This window comes from Cupriavidus basilensis OR16 (genome assembly GCF_000243095.1).
In the GTDB taxonomy this organism is placed as follows: Bacteria; Pseudomonadota; Gammaproteobacteria; order Burkholderiales; family Burkholderiaceae; genus Cupriavidus; species Cupriavidus basilensis_D.
Map to the genome: position 1 here is coordinate 35,474 of NZ_AHJE01000019.1, position 19,385 is coordinate 54,858.

Sequence of the window (19,385 nt, forward strand, 5' to 3'; positions counted from 1 at the left end):
AAAAACCTTTACGCCAGCCTTCATCCCGTGCCAACTCAACGCATATCTCCCTCCGCCTGGTAGCCGCCGCCCAGTGTTCTTGTCAGCACGATGGATTTCTGGAGACTTTGGGCTGTCAGTTGAAGCATCGCCAACTGCTCCTGTATCTCTATCTCGCGTGCCTGCTCCACTTGCATCCTGTTGGCCAGCCCCCGTACGTATTGAGCTGATGCGCTGTCCAGCGTGAACTGCACCGCTTGAAGTTTCCTCTGCTGCATGGCGGAGCGCTCACCCAGATCTTTGAGTGCGCTTCCTGTTTGTGCCACATCGCGAACCGCATTCAATACGGCCTGGTTATATTGCAGAATGACGGCATCACTCGCCGCTCTCTCTCCCCTCAGATTGGCGTTGAGGCGACCGCCATCGAACACCGGGAGGTAAAGGCCGGGTGCAATGTTGATTTGCTGGCTTGCATGTAGAAAGAGTTGGGAAAGGTCCAGGGCGTTGAATCCGAAGAAGGCTTTGATGTCAAAACTCGGATAAAACGCCGCTTTTGCCGCATCTACCTGTTTCAAGGATGAGACGACATACCAATGCAGCGCCTGCAGATCGGGGCGGCGCGCAAGGAGCTGAAAGCCGAGACTTGACGGTACTCCCGTTGCCACAACAGGGAGCGTCTTGGGCGCAATGTCCACGGGTTCGCGTGAATTCGCGCCAATCAAGGCACGCATTGCCTCCTGTCCGTTTGTCACCTCATCAGATACCTGCGAGATCTTCTGTTCTACAGAGAGTAGCTTAGCCTCCGCTTGTTTGGCGGTAGTCTTGGGCTCAAGCCCGCGCGCAATCTTCGAACGGTGGGCATCGACCTCAATGGCGATGGCGTCGCGCTCCCGTTTCAGCAGATCGATGGCAGACAGCGCAGTCTGCACAGAATAGTAGAGTCTCCCGATACCCGTCGACAGTTCGAGCGCAACCTGTGCTGTCTCTGCTTTCCGTGCGTTTTCAACGCCAATGGCCGCGGCAATCTCCGCTCGATGCCGCCCCCAGATGTCCAGGTCCCACGCGCCCCCTAATCCGATGAGCCCCGTCGTATACCAGGGGCCGTTCGCTCCGATAGCCGGTTCGAATCCTGAATATGCGCTCAGGAAACCGTGGGATGAGACGCGCTCACGGTCGATAGACCCAATGGCGCTGACCTGCGGTCCGGATGCAGCTGCCACCAGTTCCGCCCGCGCTTGAGCCTGTGCCACACGCTGATGTGCTAACGCCATCGTCGGTGAGGCCGATAGTGCGCGATCGATGAAGGCAGTCAGTTGCTGGTCATCATATTGCAGCCACCATTTCTCGGACGGCCAATCGCCTGCGGTCAAGTCCAGTTGTTGCGGGACCTCGACCTGCGCCGCATCCACCTGCTGAACCGGAGCGCTGTCGTGATGAATCAACGCGCAGCCGGCCAATACCGTAACGCTTGCCATGGCAAGACAACACAAATGACGAGAGAGACTGCCCCGTGGGGCCGGCGACATGGAATCCATCATTGTGCACGCACGCTGGCTGGAAGACCCGGCACGCGAGAGCCGGCCTCCCCAACCCACTCTGGTAAGCCCGACACCGCTTGCAGTACGCGATTGACCTCGGCACGCAACTCCGCGACGTTGCCCTCAGCGCCCTCTTCCAGTCCGCTCCCGACCAGGTATGCCTTCGGGGCCGTCAGCTTGGGAGGCCTTGCGCAGGGCGTCGGTTCCTCCAGCCCCGTTGCATACGCCATGATTGCCGAGCCGGCGCTCGAAGCGAAGTCGCGCGCGGCATCGCTGAGAGGCGTAGGTATCCTGTCACCGGCGACATCAATGGCGCTCCGCAGGGCGTCCGCGGCAAGCAGAAACTCTCGCGCGGCCACAAGCACAGAGTTTGCGCGCAACGCGACGCGCTCTTCTTCGCCTTCACGCCAGGTTGGCTCAAGCGCGACCCTCAATAACATACCCTCGCAGTCGTTGAGCGCAGCCCATGCCGCCATTCGCTGCTTTCCAATATCCGGGCTATCTTCGGCGACTGTCGGATGCCCGAGACTCTGCAGCAGCCTGGCCGTTGAAAGGAGACTGGCCGAGAGCCGGCGCCTGAGCAAGGCTGCCTCACCTTCCGGCCAGAGGCTCATCTGCACAAAGGTGGCGATTACTATGCCCAGAAAGATGCCAACCATACGGTCCCGAATCTCTGTCAGATCAGACGTGGGGGTGAATTGCTCCAGGAACGCCAGCGAGAATGTGAACCATATCTGCACGCCCGCGTAGCTAATGCGTTCCGAGCCAGCTGCCACCCATGCTCCGATTAACAATACCGGAAGAACGTTCACAATCAGCGCCACAATGCCGTCAATTCTTGGGAGAATGAAGACAATTTCGAACAGCGCGAGCAGACTGCCAATAGCGGCTCCCCAAAAGCGCAGCAATGACCGCCGGCTTGACGCACCGAGACTGGGCTGGGCCACAATCAGACACGTCAGCATCACGGTATGCGCACCTTGCCAGTCGGTGGAATTGTAGAAGAGGTAGCACACAAGCACAGCCAGCGAGGTCTTGAGTGCAAACTCTGCGTATACAGGGTTACTAAAAGCATCCGCCGCCAGTACGGGCTGTCTCGGCGACTTGTTCATGGCGTTGCCCTGTGCCGCCGTGAAGGCGTCGAGCTCCAGTAAAGCGCGATCCATCGCCACCAAGGCCCAGGGAAGTCCAGCGGTAGATGTCGAGCGAACGGCGCAGTCACTCCGCGCTTCCGCAATGGAAAACGGTTCGTCCTTTCCGATGGCGTCGGCCAATGCTCCGCACGCCTCGTGCAAAATCCTGACTCTATCCCCGACGGTCTTGGAGACGGACGAAGGCTGACGCAAGTTCGATGCGGCGACATAGAGGTTCGAAACCGTTGTGACAGTCGCAAGATCACGCGCCTCGGCAATTTCATCGCGCCTGCCACGCATTGCCGTAAATCTCAGCAGCTTCTGGAGAGCAGTCGTTGTGCCCTCTACGTCCAGCGCAGTAATGGATCTGGGTCCGGATGCACAGCCAAGCAATGCACCCAATCTCGCCTGGACTACTGTGAGCTTCGAAACCAACATTTGACGCAACTGGTGTCGGGGTTCAGCCGGCAAAAGTAACGTGTTGATGATGAGCGTGAGGGCTATCGGGTAGCACACCGATACCCACACCCAAAGGATTCCCCTGATGAGCGCTTCCGCATTCGGCGCCACGTCGACCAACGACTGGACGTAGATGGTTACGATAGCGCCAATGAAGAAGACAATGCCAAGCTGGAAGACCCGCATTGCATAGACACAGCAAAATAATATCAGGCTGGCAAATACGATTCGTAGCAGCGGATAGTCGAAGGTAAACTTGAGCAACAGAATCGTGCTGCTCAATGCAAGTGTGGTCCCTGCAAGAAACAGGATTCCCGTTATCCTAGTGATGACGACATTCGACTGTGTTGCAAAGAATGTCACGAGAAGCGACAGCGCCAGAAACGGCGCCTGCAGCGTCATGGAAATGACGATCACAATGACGGCGCTGGCGACGCAGCGTAGCGTGACGTTCGTCCGGCCGGGGAACGGGGTAAGCTCGTCACGCAGAAATTGTAGAAAGCGATTCATGTCTCAGCACGCCTGTGTATTCTCACTCCGCAATTCGCCGGTCACCCCGGTCGGTTGGGTGGAATGTCGCCACCGCGGAAGTTCCCACTCGAAAGAGATCCGGATTCGGGTCTTTAATCCGAATCCTCACCGGAAACCGTTGTGACACATGAACCCAATTCAGGCTGCGTTGGACTTTCGGCAACCCTTGCGCCAGGCTCCCGCCATCGTCGGGAGCCACGCCATATCCAATGGAGTCGACTTCCCCCTCGAAATGAACTGCAGTCTTGCTCATGAGGTACACCGTGGTCCGAGTGCCGGGCCTGATACTGGCCAGCTCTGTCTCGCGCAGGTTCGCTATGACATACCATTTTGTCGTGTCGATGAGCGTGAACACAGGCGAAGATGCCGACGCAAACTGGCCGCGTGTGGTTCGAAGCGAGACCACGACACCGTCGAATGGTGCCCTCACCGTGGCGAATTCAAGGTTTAGCTCCGCGGATGCAATCTCCGCCTGCACGACCACGCGTTGAGCCAGCAATGCGTCCACGCCGCTGACCGCGGCCGTCGCCTCGCGCGCCTTTAGCTCCGCTGCCTCGAGTTCCGCCGCGGTGCTGCGCGCCGATGTCCGCGCCCTGTCCAGCTCGTCGGCAGACACATAACCCTTCTCGACAAGAGGCTCCATCCGACGCAGTGTGTCTGCCGCCTGCTTTGCAGCAGACCGAGCGCGATCGACGCCGGCTCGGGCCCCAGACGCATTCAATACCTGTGCGTTGACCGAACGCTGCGCCAGCATGATCTGCTGGTCCAACTGAACCAGGGAAGCACGGGCCTTGTCCAACAAATCCTGAAAGGAGCGCCGGTCCAGCTCGAACAGGAGATCGCCTTTCTTTACACGCTGATTGTCTCGAACTGCGAGGTTCACGATCCGACCCGACACCTCGGGAACCACATTGATCGTATCGGCATACACGAACGCATCATCGGTTCGCGGCTCTGTATTCACGCGCCAGATAACAAGGATCCCTAATCCGATAGCCGTCACCAGAAGGAGAATGGTCAACCACTTCTTCTTTTGGCTGTGCGCGCTGCCTTCCATGTGTTTCCGCCCCCGATAGACGTCAGAAGAACAACAGCCACCCCCCGAACGCCAGCAGCGCCACGAGAGCTGGGTAAGCAATGGCTGGCGAGTCGACCCAGTCGTTGAGCCCGCCGTGCAGCAACAGCAGCCGAATCAGAACCGCAGCCACAACGGCACCGACGATGCAGAAGAGCCAATCGGGGTAATACGCCCCGAGCACGCTTTGTGACGGGGACCGGCTGCAGCCATGCAGCAGGCCAAGGGTCCACGCCACCCTCGCGAACTTTGGCCTGTGAGCCACGCCGTCGTATCGAATCCCTTCTTTCTCGCTACAAGCCATGACGACGTCACCATTATTTCCAGGTAGAGCGACAAGCGTTGTCCATCGCCCGCGCAGAGGCCAGGCGATGGAGGAAGAATTACTCGCAATCATCGTAACGGGACGTTACCTGTACCGGGTATTACATATTTATGTTGTACCGATCAAGCTGTCAGGCAACCGGACGTCCCTTCTCGCGTGACTGCGCGTGTGCAGCCGATAGGGAGCTCTGGCCGGCCATCCCAGGGAGCACGCCATGCCCTCCCTTAGAAGCGGTAGCGCAAAAAAGCGACGTAGAAATTGCTGCCGGGATTGGATTTCTTGAACACTCCGTCCACCGACGGGGTCACCGTAATTGGTCGATGAGCGCGATAAGCGCATCTCCATCGACCGGCTTGCGAAAGAAGCCCACTGCACCGTGGTCCAGATAGAACGACTCAGGGCGATCGCCGGGCTTCCCGGTGATGACAATTACCGGTAGCGCATCTGGCCGACTTCGGACACGACGGAGCACATCCAGACCATCGATCGGCCTCATCCCGAGATCGGTAATTACACATAAGAAGTCGGACATATCCGCAGCCAGAAACAGCTCCGCTGAAATGAAAAGCTGAGTTTCATAGCCGCAGGATGCGAGAAGGTTCGCGAGCGAATTCAGTACCCTGCGGTCGTCATCGACGACTGCGATGTCTTTTGCATTTCGGGACAGCATCTATGCAAAGCCTCCCTTCGACCGCACGGTATAGAACAATATAGCCGCTTCCGGACACTTAGCGGCCTCTTCGACCACATGCATGACCAGCGCTGAGCGAGAGCTCGCCTCGACGGATATGGCCGACTATGCGGCAGCTACGATCTCAAGGCGGCACAGCGATGATTCCTCACTCGAAGCGAAAGGATGGGCAGTAATGCGCAACTGCTCAATGGTAGACATACATGAATATGTAGTGTCGCATGTCCGATCCCGGGTACAAGATGGCACCGCACCATACGTCACGGTGCCATCTCGCCGAACTGCTTTCCGCGACCGTTCCACCGGGACGCTCGCGCAGGTGGCCCTTTACGTGTGGCGGGCTTTCCCCAGCGATGGAGATTCCGCGACTAGGGATACTAGAAGGCGAGCCTCCCGATTCCAATAACATGATTGTTGTAGAGCATTTATATTCACCTTGTGCCCCTGGGCGACTGAACGACGTCATATCGACGAACAAGTCCCGGCCGCCGCACACTACATCCCGCGAATCGGATTCCAACTTTATGTAGTTGCCAGGCGTCACGGGGCTGCCTATCATCCAGGCAACGTATTCGATTAGTGGACTCTCGACGCTCACTGGCGGCCCGGGGAAGCGGATGGCACCTTGCATCACGGGGCGCGGCTTCATGCGCTAACCCTTCACTCATACCTGGGAAAATGGACACCTTTGTCTGCACGTTCCCGAGTGAATTATCGCGGCCGGACATCTATGCGAACAGTTCTACCGCACTTCGAATTTGCTAGAACTCTCCCGCAATGGAGGCAGTTCCAGAAATCGGGGAATCCAATGGAGACTCCTTCCAACCAAACGGTCGCGACGCCGCCCCAAGCATGGCGGCAACCTCCCGCATCGAGATAGGCATCGATGAACTGTATTGCGATCGTTAATACCTTGCGACGGACATGAGACCAGCAACCTCGCCTACTGATTCAGTGCATATCATCGTCGCCGTCGACTATCCTAGGATGCGCCAACTGATCGTCGACTATCTTGGCACCAATGATATACGCGTAACATCGCTGCCGGATGCCCACGGAGTTGAGGATGCACTGCCTCGCGAGACCATCGACCTGTTGATCGTTGCCGTAAAGCCTCCCGGCGATGACGGAATGCGACTAACCCAACGACTCCGGGATGACTCCGACTTGCCGATAATCATGTTAGCCGGTCGGTCCGACGAGGCGGATCGTGTCATTCCAGGCGATGGCTGGACGGTTCGATTACGTCGTCTGATCCGCCAATGCCGAGTTCAACTTGCTGGCCGCATTTCTAAGCGCGCCGCAGTGCGTGCTGAGTCGCGCCCCAACTACTTGAGCTTTCCCGCTGCACAACGACGAAGTCTACGAGCGTGCGATAGAGACGCACAAGTTGTGCGCCTCCGCAAAAAGCCGGGCATGGACCCTTCGCGGGAGATATTATTCGCACGGAGCGCGGTTTTGACTACGTCTTCGCTGCCGCAACGGTCCGCGGCGAATTTTCAAACGGGCACTTAGCCGGCGGCAGGTAATGGATGCACCCCGTGCACTTGCTCCAGTCGTGGAACGCGCTGCAACGGACGAGTCGCCGGCACTAGCCGCCCCTGGCAGGCTGGTGTGTCTCTAGCTCCAGCCGGCTTGCTTGCCTGACGAGTGTGGCAAATGAGCGCGCTTGCATCTTCTTCATAATGTGACCGCGATGCACCTGCACGGTGTACTCAGTGATCCCAAGTACGTCCGCTGCCTGCTTGTTCAGCATACCCCCGACAAGCAAGGGGAGAATCTCTTGCTCTCTTGGTGTCAGGGTTTCGTAAAGCGCCCGTAGCGCTGCAGCTTCCGCAGCCTCTCTGCGCTGTGCTCGCGTCGTGGCAATTGCAGTGTCAACGGCTCGGAGCAGGGCATCCTCACTGACGGGCTTCGTCAGAAAATCGACGGCCCCGCTCTTCATTGCCAGCACCGTGGAAGGCACATCGTTCCTTCCCGTGATGAAAACGATGGAAGCATGGGAATTATTAATAACACGCTCCTGGACTTCCAGGCCGCTCATGCCCGGCATACGCATATCGAGAATCAGGCAAGCCACTGTGTCCCACTGAGTCTCTTCCAGAAACTCCTGCCCTGAGTTGAACGAGCGCACACTTTTTCCATGAGCGTGCAGCAGGCTTGTAAGCGCTTCCCGGACGCGTGAATCGTCGTCTACTACGCACACAAATTCGTTGACCGAGTCCATTGAACGTTCTCCATCTTGCGTCAGCTTCCTCCGACGCGGCACTGGGACCACCGCAACGATTGAGGCGCGAGACATTGCTGTCGCGTTGAATAGAAATGCAGCGCTTATTATAGCCAGGCGAGTACCAGGCTGAAGTCCTGGAGCGGGTAAGTTAGCCTACATAAATATGTAATTTCGCAACCTACGCAAACGATGTAGCCGCAGATAATCGGCCTAATGTGCCTTAACACAGTCATCTTGGACGAGTGGGGGTTGAATCCGTTCGGGCCGAAGGAAGCTCACCAAAGGCATCATTTGAATCTATCGACTGGCATCGGTTTGCGATCCGTTCGCAAGGTGTTTCGGTAGGCTGTCATTGGCAATGCGGTCACCTCCCCAGGTGTGGCGGAGCCCGTCCGCTCCGGCTTCGGCAGACCCGCCTCGGTGCACCGCAGCCCCTCCCGTGCTCGGCCACCGCCCTTCGGCGTATCGGCGTCATCCCCTGACCCGGCCCCCGCCCTTTTTGGTCTGCCGGCCCCACCCTCGGCTCGGCCACCATTTTTTTGGGATCACTATAAGAACTGGCAAATATTGGCCTGTAGCGTGGGATCTTCCCACTGCAGCTTCGACAGCGTGCATGATTGCTGCGGCCAACAGTGCAAGCAGTACGGCAAAGCCGCGCAACGCGCCAGGCTCATATACCTTCGACGCCTTAAAAGGCCAATGGTAGACGGCCCGGGATGTTGATCCATCGAAACGCCTGGCTTGCTACAAGAGCCGATTACGCGTCTAATCATTCAGGGTGGGCAAAGGCGGTCAGGAGGCGAAATGCGCTGCACGAATTGCGGCTACGTGAACCTCGCAGGCGCCAACTTCTGCGAGGCGTGCGGGGCGCGGCTTGCGCGCGTTTGCCCCCAGTGTGGCGAGGCGGCCACCCCCGTTGCCAAGTTCTGCCGCGCTTGTGGCTTTCCGCTTACCGATTCCCCCTCGGGGTCGCCCCTGCCTTCCAGGCCCGAAATCCCAGCCCCTGTCCACTACACGCCACCCCATCTGGCCGAGCGCATCCTGGCTGAGCAGGCGGCAATGGAGGCCCGGGGCGGGACGGCCGGTGAGCGCAAGACCATCACGGCCCTGTTCGCCGATATGGCGGGCTCGACGGCCTTGACCCAGGACCTGGACCCGGAGGAAACGCGCCGCCTCATCGACCCCGTCGTGACGTTGATGATGGAGGCCGTGCACCACTACGAAGGCTATGTGGCCAAGTTCCTTGGCGACGGCATCCTGGCGCTGTTTGGTGCCCCCATTGCCCACGAGGACCATGCCCTGCGGGCCCTGTACGCAGCGCTGCGCATGCAGGAGGCGATGCGCCGTCACAGTGACCGGATCCGGCTGGAGCAAGGCATACCGCTTCAGATCCGGATCGGCATCCACACCGGCGAGGTCGTGGTGCGCTCGATTCGCAAGGATGACTTGCACACGGACTACGATCCGGTCGGGCACACGATCCATATCGCCTCGCGCATGGAAGGTATCGCCACGCCGGCGTCCATCCTTGTCAGCGAATCCACCCATAAGCTGACGGAGGGGTATTTCGAGTTCAAGGCCCTGGGCACCACCTATGTCAAAGGCGTCCGGGATGCGCTGGCGGTCTATGAGGTGGCTGGCCTCGGGGCATTGCGCACGCGCCTGCAAGTGGCGGCGCACCGTGGTCTGGCCAGGTTTGTGGGCCGCCAGACCGAATTGGAGCGGTTGCACAACGCGCTGGAGCTGGCCAAGGCGGGCCAGGGGCAGGTCGTCGCGGTGGTTGGCGAGGCAGGCGTCGGGAAATCCCGGCTGTTCCACGAGTTCAAGGCGAGATCACAGGAAAACTGCCTGGCGCTGGAGACCTTCTCGGTTTCGCACGGCAAGGCCTTCGCCTATTTACCGTTGATCGAGCTCTTGAAAAACTATTTTCAGATCTCGGCGCAGGACGGCGACCGAAGCTGCCGCGAAAAGGTGACTGGCAAGCTGCTCACCCTGGAGCGTTCTCTGGAAGGTCATCTGCCCTACTTGCTCTATCTGCTAGGGAGCATCGAACCCGGCTCGGCGCTGCCGACCATGGACGCTTCGATCCGACGTCAGCGAACCTTCGAAGCGATTGCTTGCCTGCTGGTCCGTGAAAGCCGCAATCAGCCCCTCGAGGTCATTTTCGAGGATCTGCAATGGCTGGACAGCGAAACCGAGGCCTTCCTCAATCTGCTGATCGACCATGTGCCGGGTGCAAGGATCGTCCTGCTCGTCAATTACCGCCCGGAGTACTCCCATGACTGGGGCCCCAGGGACAATTACGCCCAGCTGAGTCTGCAACCATTGGGCCCGACCGAAGCCCAGGGACTGCTCACCGCGCTGCTCGGCGATGATCGCAGCCTGGTGCCCCTGAAACGGCTCATCCTGGACAAGACGGAAGGCAATCCTTTTTTCATGGAGGAGGTGGTCCAGACTCTGGTCGAGGAGGCCGCCTTGCTCGGCCAACCCGGCTGCTACCGCGTCGAGAAGGCGCCCGCCTTGCTGCACATCCCGACCACCGTCCAAGGTGTGCTCGCGGCCCGTATCGACCGGCTGCCGCTTGCCCAGAAAGAACTGCTGCAGACCCTGGCCGTGATCGGCAAGGAGTTTCCATTGAGTCTCATCCTGCACGTCACCAGTCTGGCCGAAGGCGAGCTGCGCCGCCTTCTGTCCGACCTGCAGGCGGCGGATTTCATTTACGAGCGGCCCGCATTCCCGGAGGTCGAGTACGCCTTCAAGCACGCCCTGACGCAGGAGGTTGCCGGCAATTCGCTGCTTACCGAGCGGCGTAGCGCACTGCATGAGAGTACGGCCCAGGCCATCGAGACGCTCTTCCATGGTCGGCTGAAAGATTACTGCAGCGAGCTCGCGCACCACTACAGCCATAGCGGCAATATCCCGAAGGCTGTCGCATATCTGCACTGCGCTGGCCAGCAGGCCCTCCAGCGTTCAGCCCAGACTGAAGCGATCCGGCACCTGAGTACCGCCGTCGAACTGCTCATGCGGATGCCAGACAACCCCGAACGCACGCGCCAGGAACTCACGCTGCTGCTCACCCTCGGCCCGGCCCTGATGGCCGCTCGCGGTCAGGCCTCGCCGGAGGTGGAGGCAAACTACAAGCGCGCGCTGGCCTTGTGCGAGCAAGGGAGGCAAACGCCGTATGCCTTCTCGGCTCAGCTGGGACTGTGGGCGTTCTATCAACTGCGCGCGCAGTTCAAGATTGCACACCCCCTTGGGGAACGGCTGCTTGGCCTCGCCCAGGAAACACAGAAGCCTGGGCAGCTGGCCGAGGCGCATCGCGCGATCGGCGCCACGGTATTCCGTCTTGGCCAGCTGGACTTGGCCCGCAGCCATGTAGAACAGGTGCTGGCCTTGCAACGCCCGGACCCGCCGGTGTACGACTTCCTGATGGGTTACGGGCGGGATCCGGCCGTCCATGCCACAAGCACACTAGGCTGGATCCTGTGGTACCTGGGCATGCCGGATCAGGCCCGCGCGCGCAGTGAGGAGGCCCTGGCAATGGCCAGGACACGCCCGGACGCCTTTAACCTCGCGCTTTGCCTTGTCTTTGCGGCCGAAGTGCACCTGTGCCGAAGGGAGGTGCAACTGACCCGCGAGTACGCGGAGGCCGCCATCGCGGTCTCGGGCGAGCAGGGATTCCCGATCTATCTGGCGTGGGGAACCGTCCTGCTAGGCTGGGTACTGACCGAACAGGGCGATCATGAGAAGGGGATAGCCCTGATACAGCGGGGCCTGGCCGCCTACCTGGAGACCGGCGCGGCACTGGGACAGCCGAATCTACTGGCCCTGCTCGCGGATGCCTACGGAAAGGCGGGGCAAACCCAAGCCGGACTGGATTCGCTGGCCGAGGCGCTAGCCTTGGCAGAAGAGACGGGAGAACGGCTTGACGAAGCGACGCTGTATCGCCTCAAGGGGGAACTGATACTCCGGCAGTCAAGCGTGGCGCCCTTCCCGTCCAACAGCAGCGATGAAGCCGAAGCGTGCTTTCAAAAAGCGATCGCAGTCGCCCACGGCCAGGGCGCCAGCTCACTGGAACTGCAAGCCGTGCTGAGCCTGGCCGGGCTATGGCGGCAACAAGGGAAGCTGAACGCAGCGCGCCATGCACTGGCTGCGATCCATGGCAGCTTCCGCGAGGGCTCCGATACCGCCGACTGGCAACAGGCCAAAGCCCTGCTGGATGATCTGACGCGGCAGGATGGCACTGCCCCGTTGCCTTCTCCCGAATGAAACCAGACCGACTAAGCCAATGCCGGAAGACGCCCGAATGACCCAGATGCAAGCCCGCTTCCTGGCACTTTGGTCGCGTTCGGGTGGCATTCAGGCAGAACAGGTCTATGTGGATCTTGCCCGCTACTATGCTGAGCCGGCGCGGCACTATCACACGCTCCACCATGTCCGCCGCTGCCTGCGCGATCTGGACTGGGCGCGCAGCGCGATACCCGATACCGACGCCGTCGAGCTGGCGCTCTGGTGCCACGACGTCATCTATATTCCCGGGGCGGCAGACAATGAGCAACGCAGCGCGGAGTGGCTCAGATACTGGGCCAGAGACCGGATTGCCGCAACGGAGCGCGTCGCAGGGATGATCCTGTACACCTCGCATGCCGGCGTTCCTGCGAGCCTGGCAGGGCAATTTACCGCCGACATCGACCTTGCCGTCCTGGGTTGCGCCCGCGCGCGCTTTCGCCAGAACGGCGCGCACTTGCGGGCCGAGCGTCCTGACCTTGACGCGCTTGCCTATGATGCCGCCGAGCGGGCTTTCCTGCGCGCCCTGCTTGCCCGCCCTCGCATCTATCAGACCGATCTGTTCCATGCGCGCTATGAGGCTCGCGCACGCCGCAACCTGGCGTGGCGGCTTGCGCAGCCGACGCCATTCTGGGCCTCGTCTTCCTTCAGAGATATTCCCCTTTGATATCAATGGTCGAGCGCTGGCCAATGTGTTCGTAGTGCTCCTCCAGCCACGTCCCGGCCGCAGTCCGTCCCTTGTCACGCAGCGAACAAAGGAAGGCCCAGTCGGCGTTGTACTTGCTGGACACGCCCAGCGCGGCCATCGTCTCATCGGAGCGGATGGAGTGGATCATCATCTCCTTCATTTCACTCCGGTCGATCTTGCCTTGCTGGATCAGCGAAGTCACGAATGCGATGGCGCGCATCTCTCGGATGAGGGAGGAGTTGAAGCTGACTTCGCTGACACGGTTGAGGATGTCCGCGGCACTGGTCGGTACGCCGCGGCGCACGATCGGATTGATGTGCACGATCACGACATCGTGGGTATTGCAGTGATAAATCAGCGGGAAAATTGCCGGGTTGCCAACATAGCCGCCATCCCAATAGTGCTGGCCATCGATGGCCACTGCCTGGAATAGCGTTGGCACGCAAGCTGATGCCAGTACCGCGTCGATGCACAGATCCTCGCCTGAAAAGATGCGTATCCTTCCGGTCTCGATATTGGTCGCGCACAGGTAAAGATGAATGGGGCAGTGCTGGCGTAACGCCTCGAAATCCACCTGCTTGGCCATCACATCCCGCAGCGGATTCATGTTGTTGGGATTGAACTGGTAGGGTGACAGGAGACGGAGAACGATGTCGGCCATCGCATACAGCGGAGAATGGTTCAGGCCCAGGGTATGGGTTCCCTTGAGCCACGGCACCCAGCGCAATGGACTGTATTTTTCAGCCGATTGGGCGATTGCGAGCCAGAAGTCGTGCAGCGCCTGGCGCGCGCCGTCGCACCCGCCCTGCAACAACCCATAAGCCAGCACGGTGGCATTCATGGCGCCGGCACTCGTCGCGCTGACACCCTCGATGCCGAGTCGTCCATCCTCGAGCAACCGGTCGAGGACCCCCCATGTAAACGCGCCGTGCATGCCCCCGCCCTGCAACGCAAGGGCTACAGCCTTCTGCTGCCCGTTATCTGGACTCATACCGATGCTCCCCTAGGAAACTGGGCCACGCGTGATCGGTGGGGTCAGGTCCTGTTCCTCACCCGCCGCCACGGCACGAACAAGGGAGGAATCGACAATGACACATGAAAAGATACTTGAAGTTAACACCCCTGACGCTCATTTTGTTAGCGCTTTTTAGGGGGCGGAAATGACTGCCGGGCCGGATGCGATCGACCGCGGCGAACTAACCCGGCGGGTCGCCCGCCGCCTGCAAGCCCTTCTCCACCATATCCAGCAAGCGCCGCCCGATCTCGTGCGCCTGCCCTGGTGACGTCGCCACCATGCGCAGCGGCCCGTCGATGACCAGCATCGACAAGCCATGCACGGCGGACCACGCGAGATACTCGGCGCCGGGCCTGTGCGCGGCGCTCAGCACACCAGCCGCCACCATCCTGTCCAGCGCGGCACCGAGCAATTGGTAGGGGTTCAGGCCGCTGTCGCCAGCCTTGTCGGGAACCGGGACGCCTTCCAGTTCGTCCGGCACCGAGAATGCCGTTCGGAACAGGCCGGGCTCGGCGAGTGCGAACTGCATGTAGCCGGTGCCAACCGCGCGCAGGCTGGCGCGGGCGAAATCCGCTGGTGGCGCTGCAACGTCCAGCGCGGCGAGTTCGGTCTCGATGGCTTGTGCCAGCGCCGCGAGCGCGGCGGCACGTACCGCCTGCAGCAGGTCCTGGCGGCTGGCGAAGTGCCGGTACGCGGCGTTGGGCACGACCCGGCGCGCCGCGTGGCCTCGCGCAGCACGACAGCGTCCGGGCCGCCGTCGCTTGCCAGTTCCATGCCGGCGTCCAGCAGCGCGCGCCGCAGGTCGCCGTGCCGGTAGCTGCTGCGCGGCGCGGGAATGGCGGGGTTCGTGGACGCCGCCGAATCTACCGAATCCGCCGGAACAGCGGTGCCACCGGCGTCGGCGGATTCCGTCGGTCTCGCGACGCGCGTGATGCGCGAAGAGCGCTTGGCGCCGGTCATTTCTTCTCCATGTGGACAGCGTCCATTTTCTTTACTATTCTAGTGGACAGTGTACACATGATTCGTCGGAGCGGCGCCACGACACTGCGGCCGCCTCGGCGCAAGGAGCAAAGATGGTGAGCACCTCCCCGCCTTCGTCGCACCCTGGCAGCGAAGCCGAGGTGCGTGCCCTGGTCGACACCTGGGCCAACGCCGTGCGCGCGAAAAACGCCGTTGTCATGATGCGCAACTATGCTGAAGACGTGGTCATCTTCGGACCGCGAGCGCTGGCAGCAGTGGTTCGAGTCGGCCGGATCCGCAGCACGCCCAAGGGTGGCGCTCCCCAGGAAGCCTGGGTGCGCGCCACCGTTTGTTTTCGCAAGATCGCTGGCCGATGGCTGGTGGTGCATGAGCACGCATCGATGCCGGTGAGTTTCAACCCCTGACGCGTTTCAACCCTGGAAGTGGAAAGGAGACAAGATGCTAGTCCAACCCTACCTGTTCTTTGAAGGCCGTTGCGAGGAAGCGGCTGAGCTCTACAAGCGCGCCGTGGGCGCGGAAGTGGTCATGATGATGCGCTTCAAGGATGCGCCCCCGCCGGAGTCTCCCCCGCCCGAAGGCGCTTGCGCGCCCACGGCCGGCACCGAAGAAAAGATCATGCACATGTCCATGCGCATCGGCGAAACTTTGGTGATGATGTCCGACGGCCGGTGCACGGGCAAGCCCGATTTCCAGGGCTTCTCGCTGTCCGTGTCCGTGCCCGATGCAGCCAGCGCCGACCGCGTGTTCAATGCCCTGGCCGAGGGCGGCCAGGTACTGATGCCACTGGGCAAGACGTTCTACTCGCCTCGCTTTGGCATGACGGCCGACCGCTTCGGCGTGATGTGGATGGTCATCGTCCCGGAACACTGAGCCGCACCACGCTGCATGGCACCAAGCCACGCCAGTCACCTGGGCGTGGCTTTTTTGCTTCCTTTTATGTTGCATTTTGTGTTTTTTATTGGCAAACTGTGGCAAACAAGCCCAGCGCCTCCCGGCGCGCTTTTCCATAGGTGCCTCCATGTCTGCCTCTCCCCGCCGTCCCGTTCCCAAGCATGCCCGCGTCGTCATCGTCGGCGGCGGCATCATTGGCTGCAGCGTGGCCTATCACCTCACCAAGCTGGGCTGGAACGACGTCGTCCTGCTCGAGCAGGGCCAGCTCTCGTGCGGCACCACCTGGCACGCGGCCGGGCTGGTGGGGCAGCTGCGCGCGCAGGAGAGCATGACCAAGCTGATCCGCTACTCGACGCGCCTGTACAGCGAGCTGGAGGCCGAAACCGGGCTGGGCACGGGCTGGAAGCAGTGCGGCTCGCTCTCGGTCGCGCGCACGGCCGAGCGCATGACGCAGATCAAGCGCACCGCGGCGGTGGCGCGCGCCTACGGCGTGGATTGCCAGGTCATCTCGGCACGCGAGGCAGGCGAGCTATGGCCGGTGATGCGCACCGACGACCTGCACGGCGCGGTGTGGCTGCCGGGCGATGGCAAGGCCAATCCCACCGACCTCACCCAGGCGCTGGCGCGTGGCGCGCGCACCCGGGGGCGCTGATCGTGCAGGACACCAAGGTCACGGCCATCCATACCCGGGACGGCCGCGCCAGCGGCGTCAGCTGGCAAGACAAGGACGGCGCCCACGGCACCATCAGCGCCGAGATCGTGGTCAATTGCGCGGGGCAGTGGGCCAGGCAGGTGGGCCGCCTGTGCGGCGTGACGGTGCCGCTGCATTCGGCCGAGCACTACTACATTGTCACCGAGCGCATCGCCGGCGTGCATCCCGACCTGCCGGTGATGCGCGACCCGGACGGCTTTATCTACTTCAAGGAGGAAGTGGGCGGACTGGTGATGGGCGGCTTCGAGCCCAACGCCAAGCCCTGGGGCATGCAAGGCATTCCGGAGCCGTTCGAGTTCCAGTTGCTGCCCGACGACTGGGACCAGTTCGAGATCCTGATGCAAAACGCGCTGCAGCGCGTGCCGGCGCTCGAAACAGCGCAGGTCAAGCAGTTCTACAACGGCCCCGAATCCTTCACGCCCGACAACAACTTCATCCTGGGCGAGGCGCCCGAGCTGCGCAATTTCTATGTGGGCGCGGGCTTCAACTCCATGGGCATTGCCTCCGCCGGCGGCGCGGGCATGGCGCTGGCCGAATGGATCGTGGCGGGCGAGCCCACCATGGATCTGTGGCCGGTCGATATCCGCCGCTTTGCCGGCTTCAACGGCAACGAAAGCTGGCTGCACGACCGCGTCAAGGAAACCCTGGGCCTGCACTACGCCATGCCCTGGCCCAATCGCGAGCTGGATACCGCGCGGCCATTCCGCCGCTCGCCGCTGTATGCCCACCTGCGCGATGCCCGCGCCAACTTCGGCAGCAAGATGGGCTGGGAGCGGCCGAACTTCTTTGCCCCCGCTGGCGAGGCGCCGGAGATCGCATATTCCTTCGGGCAGCAGAACTGGCTGCCGTGGAGCGGCGCCGAGCATCGCGCCTGCCGCGAGGGCGTGGCGCTGTTCGACATGAGTTCGTTCTCCAAGTACATCGTCAAGGGCGCCGATGCCGAGGCCGTGCTGCAGCAACTGATGAGCAACGACGTGGCCGTGCCCGCCGGCCAGACCGTGTACACCGCCATGCTCAACGAGCGCGGCACCTATGAGTCGGACCTGACCGTGACCCGGCTGGCGCACGACCAGTACCTGCTGGTGACTGGCTCGGCGCAAACCACGCGCGACTTCAACTACATCGAGCGGCTGATCCCCGCCGACCAGCACTGCGTCATCGTCGATGTCACCGGCCAGTACAGCGTGCTGGCGGTGATGGGCCCGCGCTCGCGCGAGTTGCTGCAGAGCGTGTCGCGCGCGGATTTCTCCAACGAGGCTTTTCCGTTCGGCAGCTCGCGCGAGATCGACCTGGGCTACGCCACGGTGCGGGCCACGCGGCTGACCTATGTCGGCGAGCTTGGCTGGGAGCTGTATGTGCCAGTCGAGTTTGCCGTGGGCGTCTACGAGACGCTGCAGGCGGCGGGCAAACCCCTTGGCCTGGCCAACGCCGGCTACTACGCCATCGAATCCCTGCGCATTGAAAAAGGCTACCGCGCCTGGAGCCGCGAGCTGACCACCGACATCAACCCGTTCGAGGCGGGGCTGTCCTTTGCCTGCAAGCTCGACAAGCCGATCCCCTTTCGCGGGCGTGAGGCGCTGCAAAAGCTGCGCGCAGCCGGCGGCGCCGCGCAGGTGAAGCGCCGCGTGGCCGTAGTGACGCTCGACGGCGCCAGCCAGGCCATGCTGTGGGGCGGCGAAGCCGTGCTGCGCACCGGCCCGGATGGAGCCGCGCACCCGGCGGGCTTCGTCACCTCGGCGGCCTTCGGGCATACGCTGGGCTGCCCGGTGGGCATGGCGCTGCTGCAACGCGAAAACGGCGCGGCCAATGCGCAGTGGATTGCCGAAGGCACGTATCACGTCGACCTGGCCGGCGAGCTGCTGCCCGCCACCGTGCACCTGCGCGCGCCCTACGACCCGACCAGCGCCAAGGCCAAGGCGTGATGCGCAACACAACCGAGAACCCACCCGACAGCGCCAGCTACATCCTGACCCTGTCGTGCCCGGACCGGCCGGGCATCGTCCACGCCGTGGCCAGCCTGCTGTGCGAGGCGGGCGCGAACATCCTCGACTCGGCCCAGTTCGGCGACCGGGCTAGCGCGCGATTCTTCATGCGCGTGCACTTCCGGCGCGCCTTGCCTGCGGGCTGCATTGCGGACGACGCCCTGGAAAGCCTGCGCACGGCCTTTGCTGGTTTGGGGACGGAATATGACATGGAATGGGCCCTGCACGATGCGGCGCGCAGGCCGCGCGTGATGCTGCTGGTGTCGCGCATCGGGCATTGCCTGAACGACCTGCTGTTCCGCCACCGCACCGGCCAGTTGCCGATCGAGATCGCGGCGATTGCGTCCAACCACAAGGATTTCTATCGGTTGGCCGCAAGCTACGACATTCCGTTTCACCACCTGCCGCTGCTGCAAGCCACGCGCGATACCAAGGCGGCGCAGGAAGCGCGCTTGTGGGACTTGTTCTGCGACTACCGGATCGACCTGGTGGTGCTGGCGCGCTACATGCAGGTGCTGTCAGACGACCTGTGCCGCCGGCTGGAGGGGCGCGCGATCAATATCCACCACTCGTTCCTGCCAAGCTTCAAAGGCGCCAGGCCGTATCACCAGGCCTATGAGCGTGGCGTGAAGCTGATCGGCGCCACCGCGCACTATGTCACGGCGGAGCTGGACGAGGGGCCCATCATCGAGCAGGAAGTGTCGCGCGTGGACCATGCCATGGATGCGGACCAACTGGCCGCCATCGGGCGCGACGTGGAATGCGTGGCGCTGGCACGCGCGGTGAAATGGCACGCGGAGCACCGCGTGCTGCGCAACGGGAGCCGGACGCTGGTGTTCCGATGAACACCACGCCGAACCGGCCCGCG

The 19,385-nt window shown here is 61.9% G+C and carries 13 protein-coding genes and 2 pseudogenes; 7 read left to right on the forward strand and 8 right to left on the reverse strand.

Features of this window, described 5'->3' with window-relative positions:
- Positions 1-35 precede the first annotated feature (35 nt).
- From OR16_RS08040 to OR16_RS08060, 5 genes are all read right to left on the reverse strand, one after another.
- The gene (locus OR16_RS08040) at positions 36-1,517 is read right to left on the reverse strand and encodes an MdtP family multidrug efflux transporter outer membrane subunit (protein WP_081488717.1); all 1,482 of its coding nucleotides are present in this window, start codon (positions 1,515-1,517) and stop codon (positions 36-38) included.
- The gene (locus OR16_RS08045; RefSeq protein ID WP_006157473.1) at positions 1,514-3,619 is read right to left on the reverse strand and encodes an FUSC family protein; all 2,106 of its coding nucleotides are present in this window, start codon (positions 3,617-3,619) and stop codon (positions 1,514-1,516) included. The genes OR16_RS08040 and OR16_RS08045 overlap by 4 nt, the downstream gene beginning before the upstream one ends.
- Before the next feature lie 22 nt (positions 3,620-3,641).
- Positions 3,642-4,697 (reverse strand): multidrug transporter subunit MdtN, encoded by a 1,056-nt coding sequence (gene mdtN, locus OR16_RS08050; RefSeq protein ID WP_006157474.1) that lies wholly within the window; start codon positions 4,695-4,697, stop codon positions 3,642-3,644.
- Between the two features lie 22 nt (positions 4,698-4,719).
- The gene (locus OR16_RS08055) at positions 4,720-5,112 is read right to left on the reverse strand and encodes a YtcA family lipoprotein (RefSeq protein ID WP_337459819.1); all 393 of its coding nucleotides are present in this window, start codon (positions 5,110-5,112) and stop codon (positions 4,720-4,722) included.
- Positions 5,113-5,344: 232 nt separating this feature from the next.
- Complete coding sequence (locus OR16_RS08060; protein ID WP_006157476.1) at positions 5,345-5,710, reverse strand: response regulator; 366 nt, start codon at positions 5,708-5,710, stop codon at positions 5,345-5,347.
- A 945-nt stretch (positions 5,711-6,655) separates the two neighbouring features.
- On the opposite strand from OR16_RS08060, the gene OR16_RS48150 reads away from it, so the two are divergent.
- Positions 6,656-7,246: a response regulator gene (locus OR16_RS48150; RefSeq protein ID WP_081488718.1), complete on the forward strand. Its 591-nt coding sequence runs from the start codon at positions 6,656-6,658 to the stop codon at positions 7,244-7,246.
- A gap of 76 nt (positions 7,247-7,322) precedes the next feature.
- On the opposite strand, the gene OR16_RS08065 is transcribed toward OR16_RS48150, so the two are convergent.
- Positions 7,323-7,958, reverse strand: coding sequence for a response regulator transcription factor (locus OR16_RS08065; RefSeq protein ID WP_006157477.1), 636 nt, complete (start codon positions 7,956-7,958; stop codon positions 7,323-7,325).
- Between the two features lie 807 nt (positions 7,959-8,765).
- Here OR16_RS08065 and OR16_RS08070 point away from each other — a divergent pair.
- Positions 8,766-12,230 carry an adenylate/guanylate cyclase domain-containing protein gene (locus tag OR16_RS08070; RefSeq protein WP_050982918.1) on the forward strand — a complete coding sequence of 1,155 codons (3,465 nt, stop codon included), beginning with the start codon at positions 8,766-8,768 and terminating at the stop codon, positions 12,228-12,230.
- 37 nt (positions 12,231-12,267) lie between these two features.
- Positions 12,268-12,915, forward strand: coding sequence for an HD domain-containing protein (locus OR16_RS08075; protein ID WP_006157479.1), 648 nt, complete (start codon positions 12,268-12,270; stop codon positions 12,913-12,915).
- Here the strand turns inward: OR16_RS08075 and OR16_RS08080 are convergent.
- Both OR16_RS08080 and OR16_RS08085 read right to left on the reverse strand, forming a co-directional pair.
- A complete protein-coding gene (locus OR16_RS08080; protein WP_043418964.1) occupies positions 12,896-13,927 on the reverse strand; it encodes a patatin-like phospholipase family protein in 1,032 nt (343 codons plus the stop codon). The two genes, OR16_RS08075 and OR16_RS08080, sit on opposite strands and share 20 nt — an antisense overlap.
- Positions 13,928-14,132: 205 nt before the next feature.
- Positions 14,133-14,788: pseudogene (locus OR16_RS08085) on the reverse strand (TetR/AcrR family transcriptional regulator).
- A 236-nt stretch (positions 14,789-15,024) separates the two neighbouring features.
- Between OR16_RS08085 and OR16_RS08090 the strand changes: the two are divergent.
- The 4 genes and pseudogenes from OR16_RS08090 to purU all read left to right on the forward strand — a co-directional run bounded on the left by OR16_RS08090 (position 15,025) and on the right by purU (position 19,362).
- A complete protein-coding gene (locus tag OR16_RS08090; RefSeq protein ID WP_006157482.1) occupies positions 15,025-15,336 on the forward strand; it encodes a YybH family protein in 312 nt (103 codons plus the stop codon).
- A 34-nt stretch (positions 15,337-15,370) separates the two neighbouring features.
- Positions 15,371-15,802, forward strand: coding sequence for a VOC family protein (locus OR16_RS08095; RefSeq protein ID WP_006157484.1), 432 nt, complete (start codon positions 15,371-15,373; stop codon positions 15,800-15,802).
- Between the two features lie 148 nt (positions 15,803-15,950).
- Positions 15,951-18,457: pseudogene (locus OR16_RS08100) on the forward strand (GcvT family protein).
- Complete coding sequence (gene purU / locus OR16_RS08105) at positions 18,457-19,362, forward strand: formyltetrahydrofolate deformylase (protein ID WP_006157485.1); 906 nt, start codon at positions 18,457-18,459, stop codon at positions 19,360-19,362. The pseudogene OR16_RS08100 and the gene purU overlap by 1 nt, the downstream one beginning before the upstream one ends.
- The last annotated feature ends 23 nt before the right edge of the window (positions 19,363-19,385 follow it).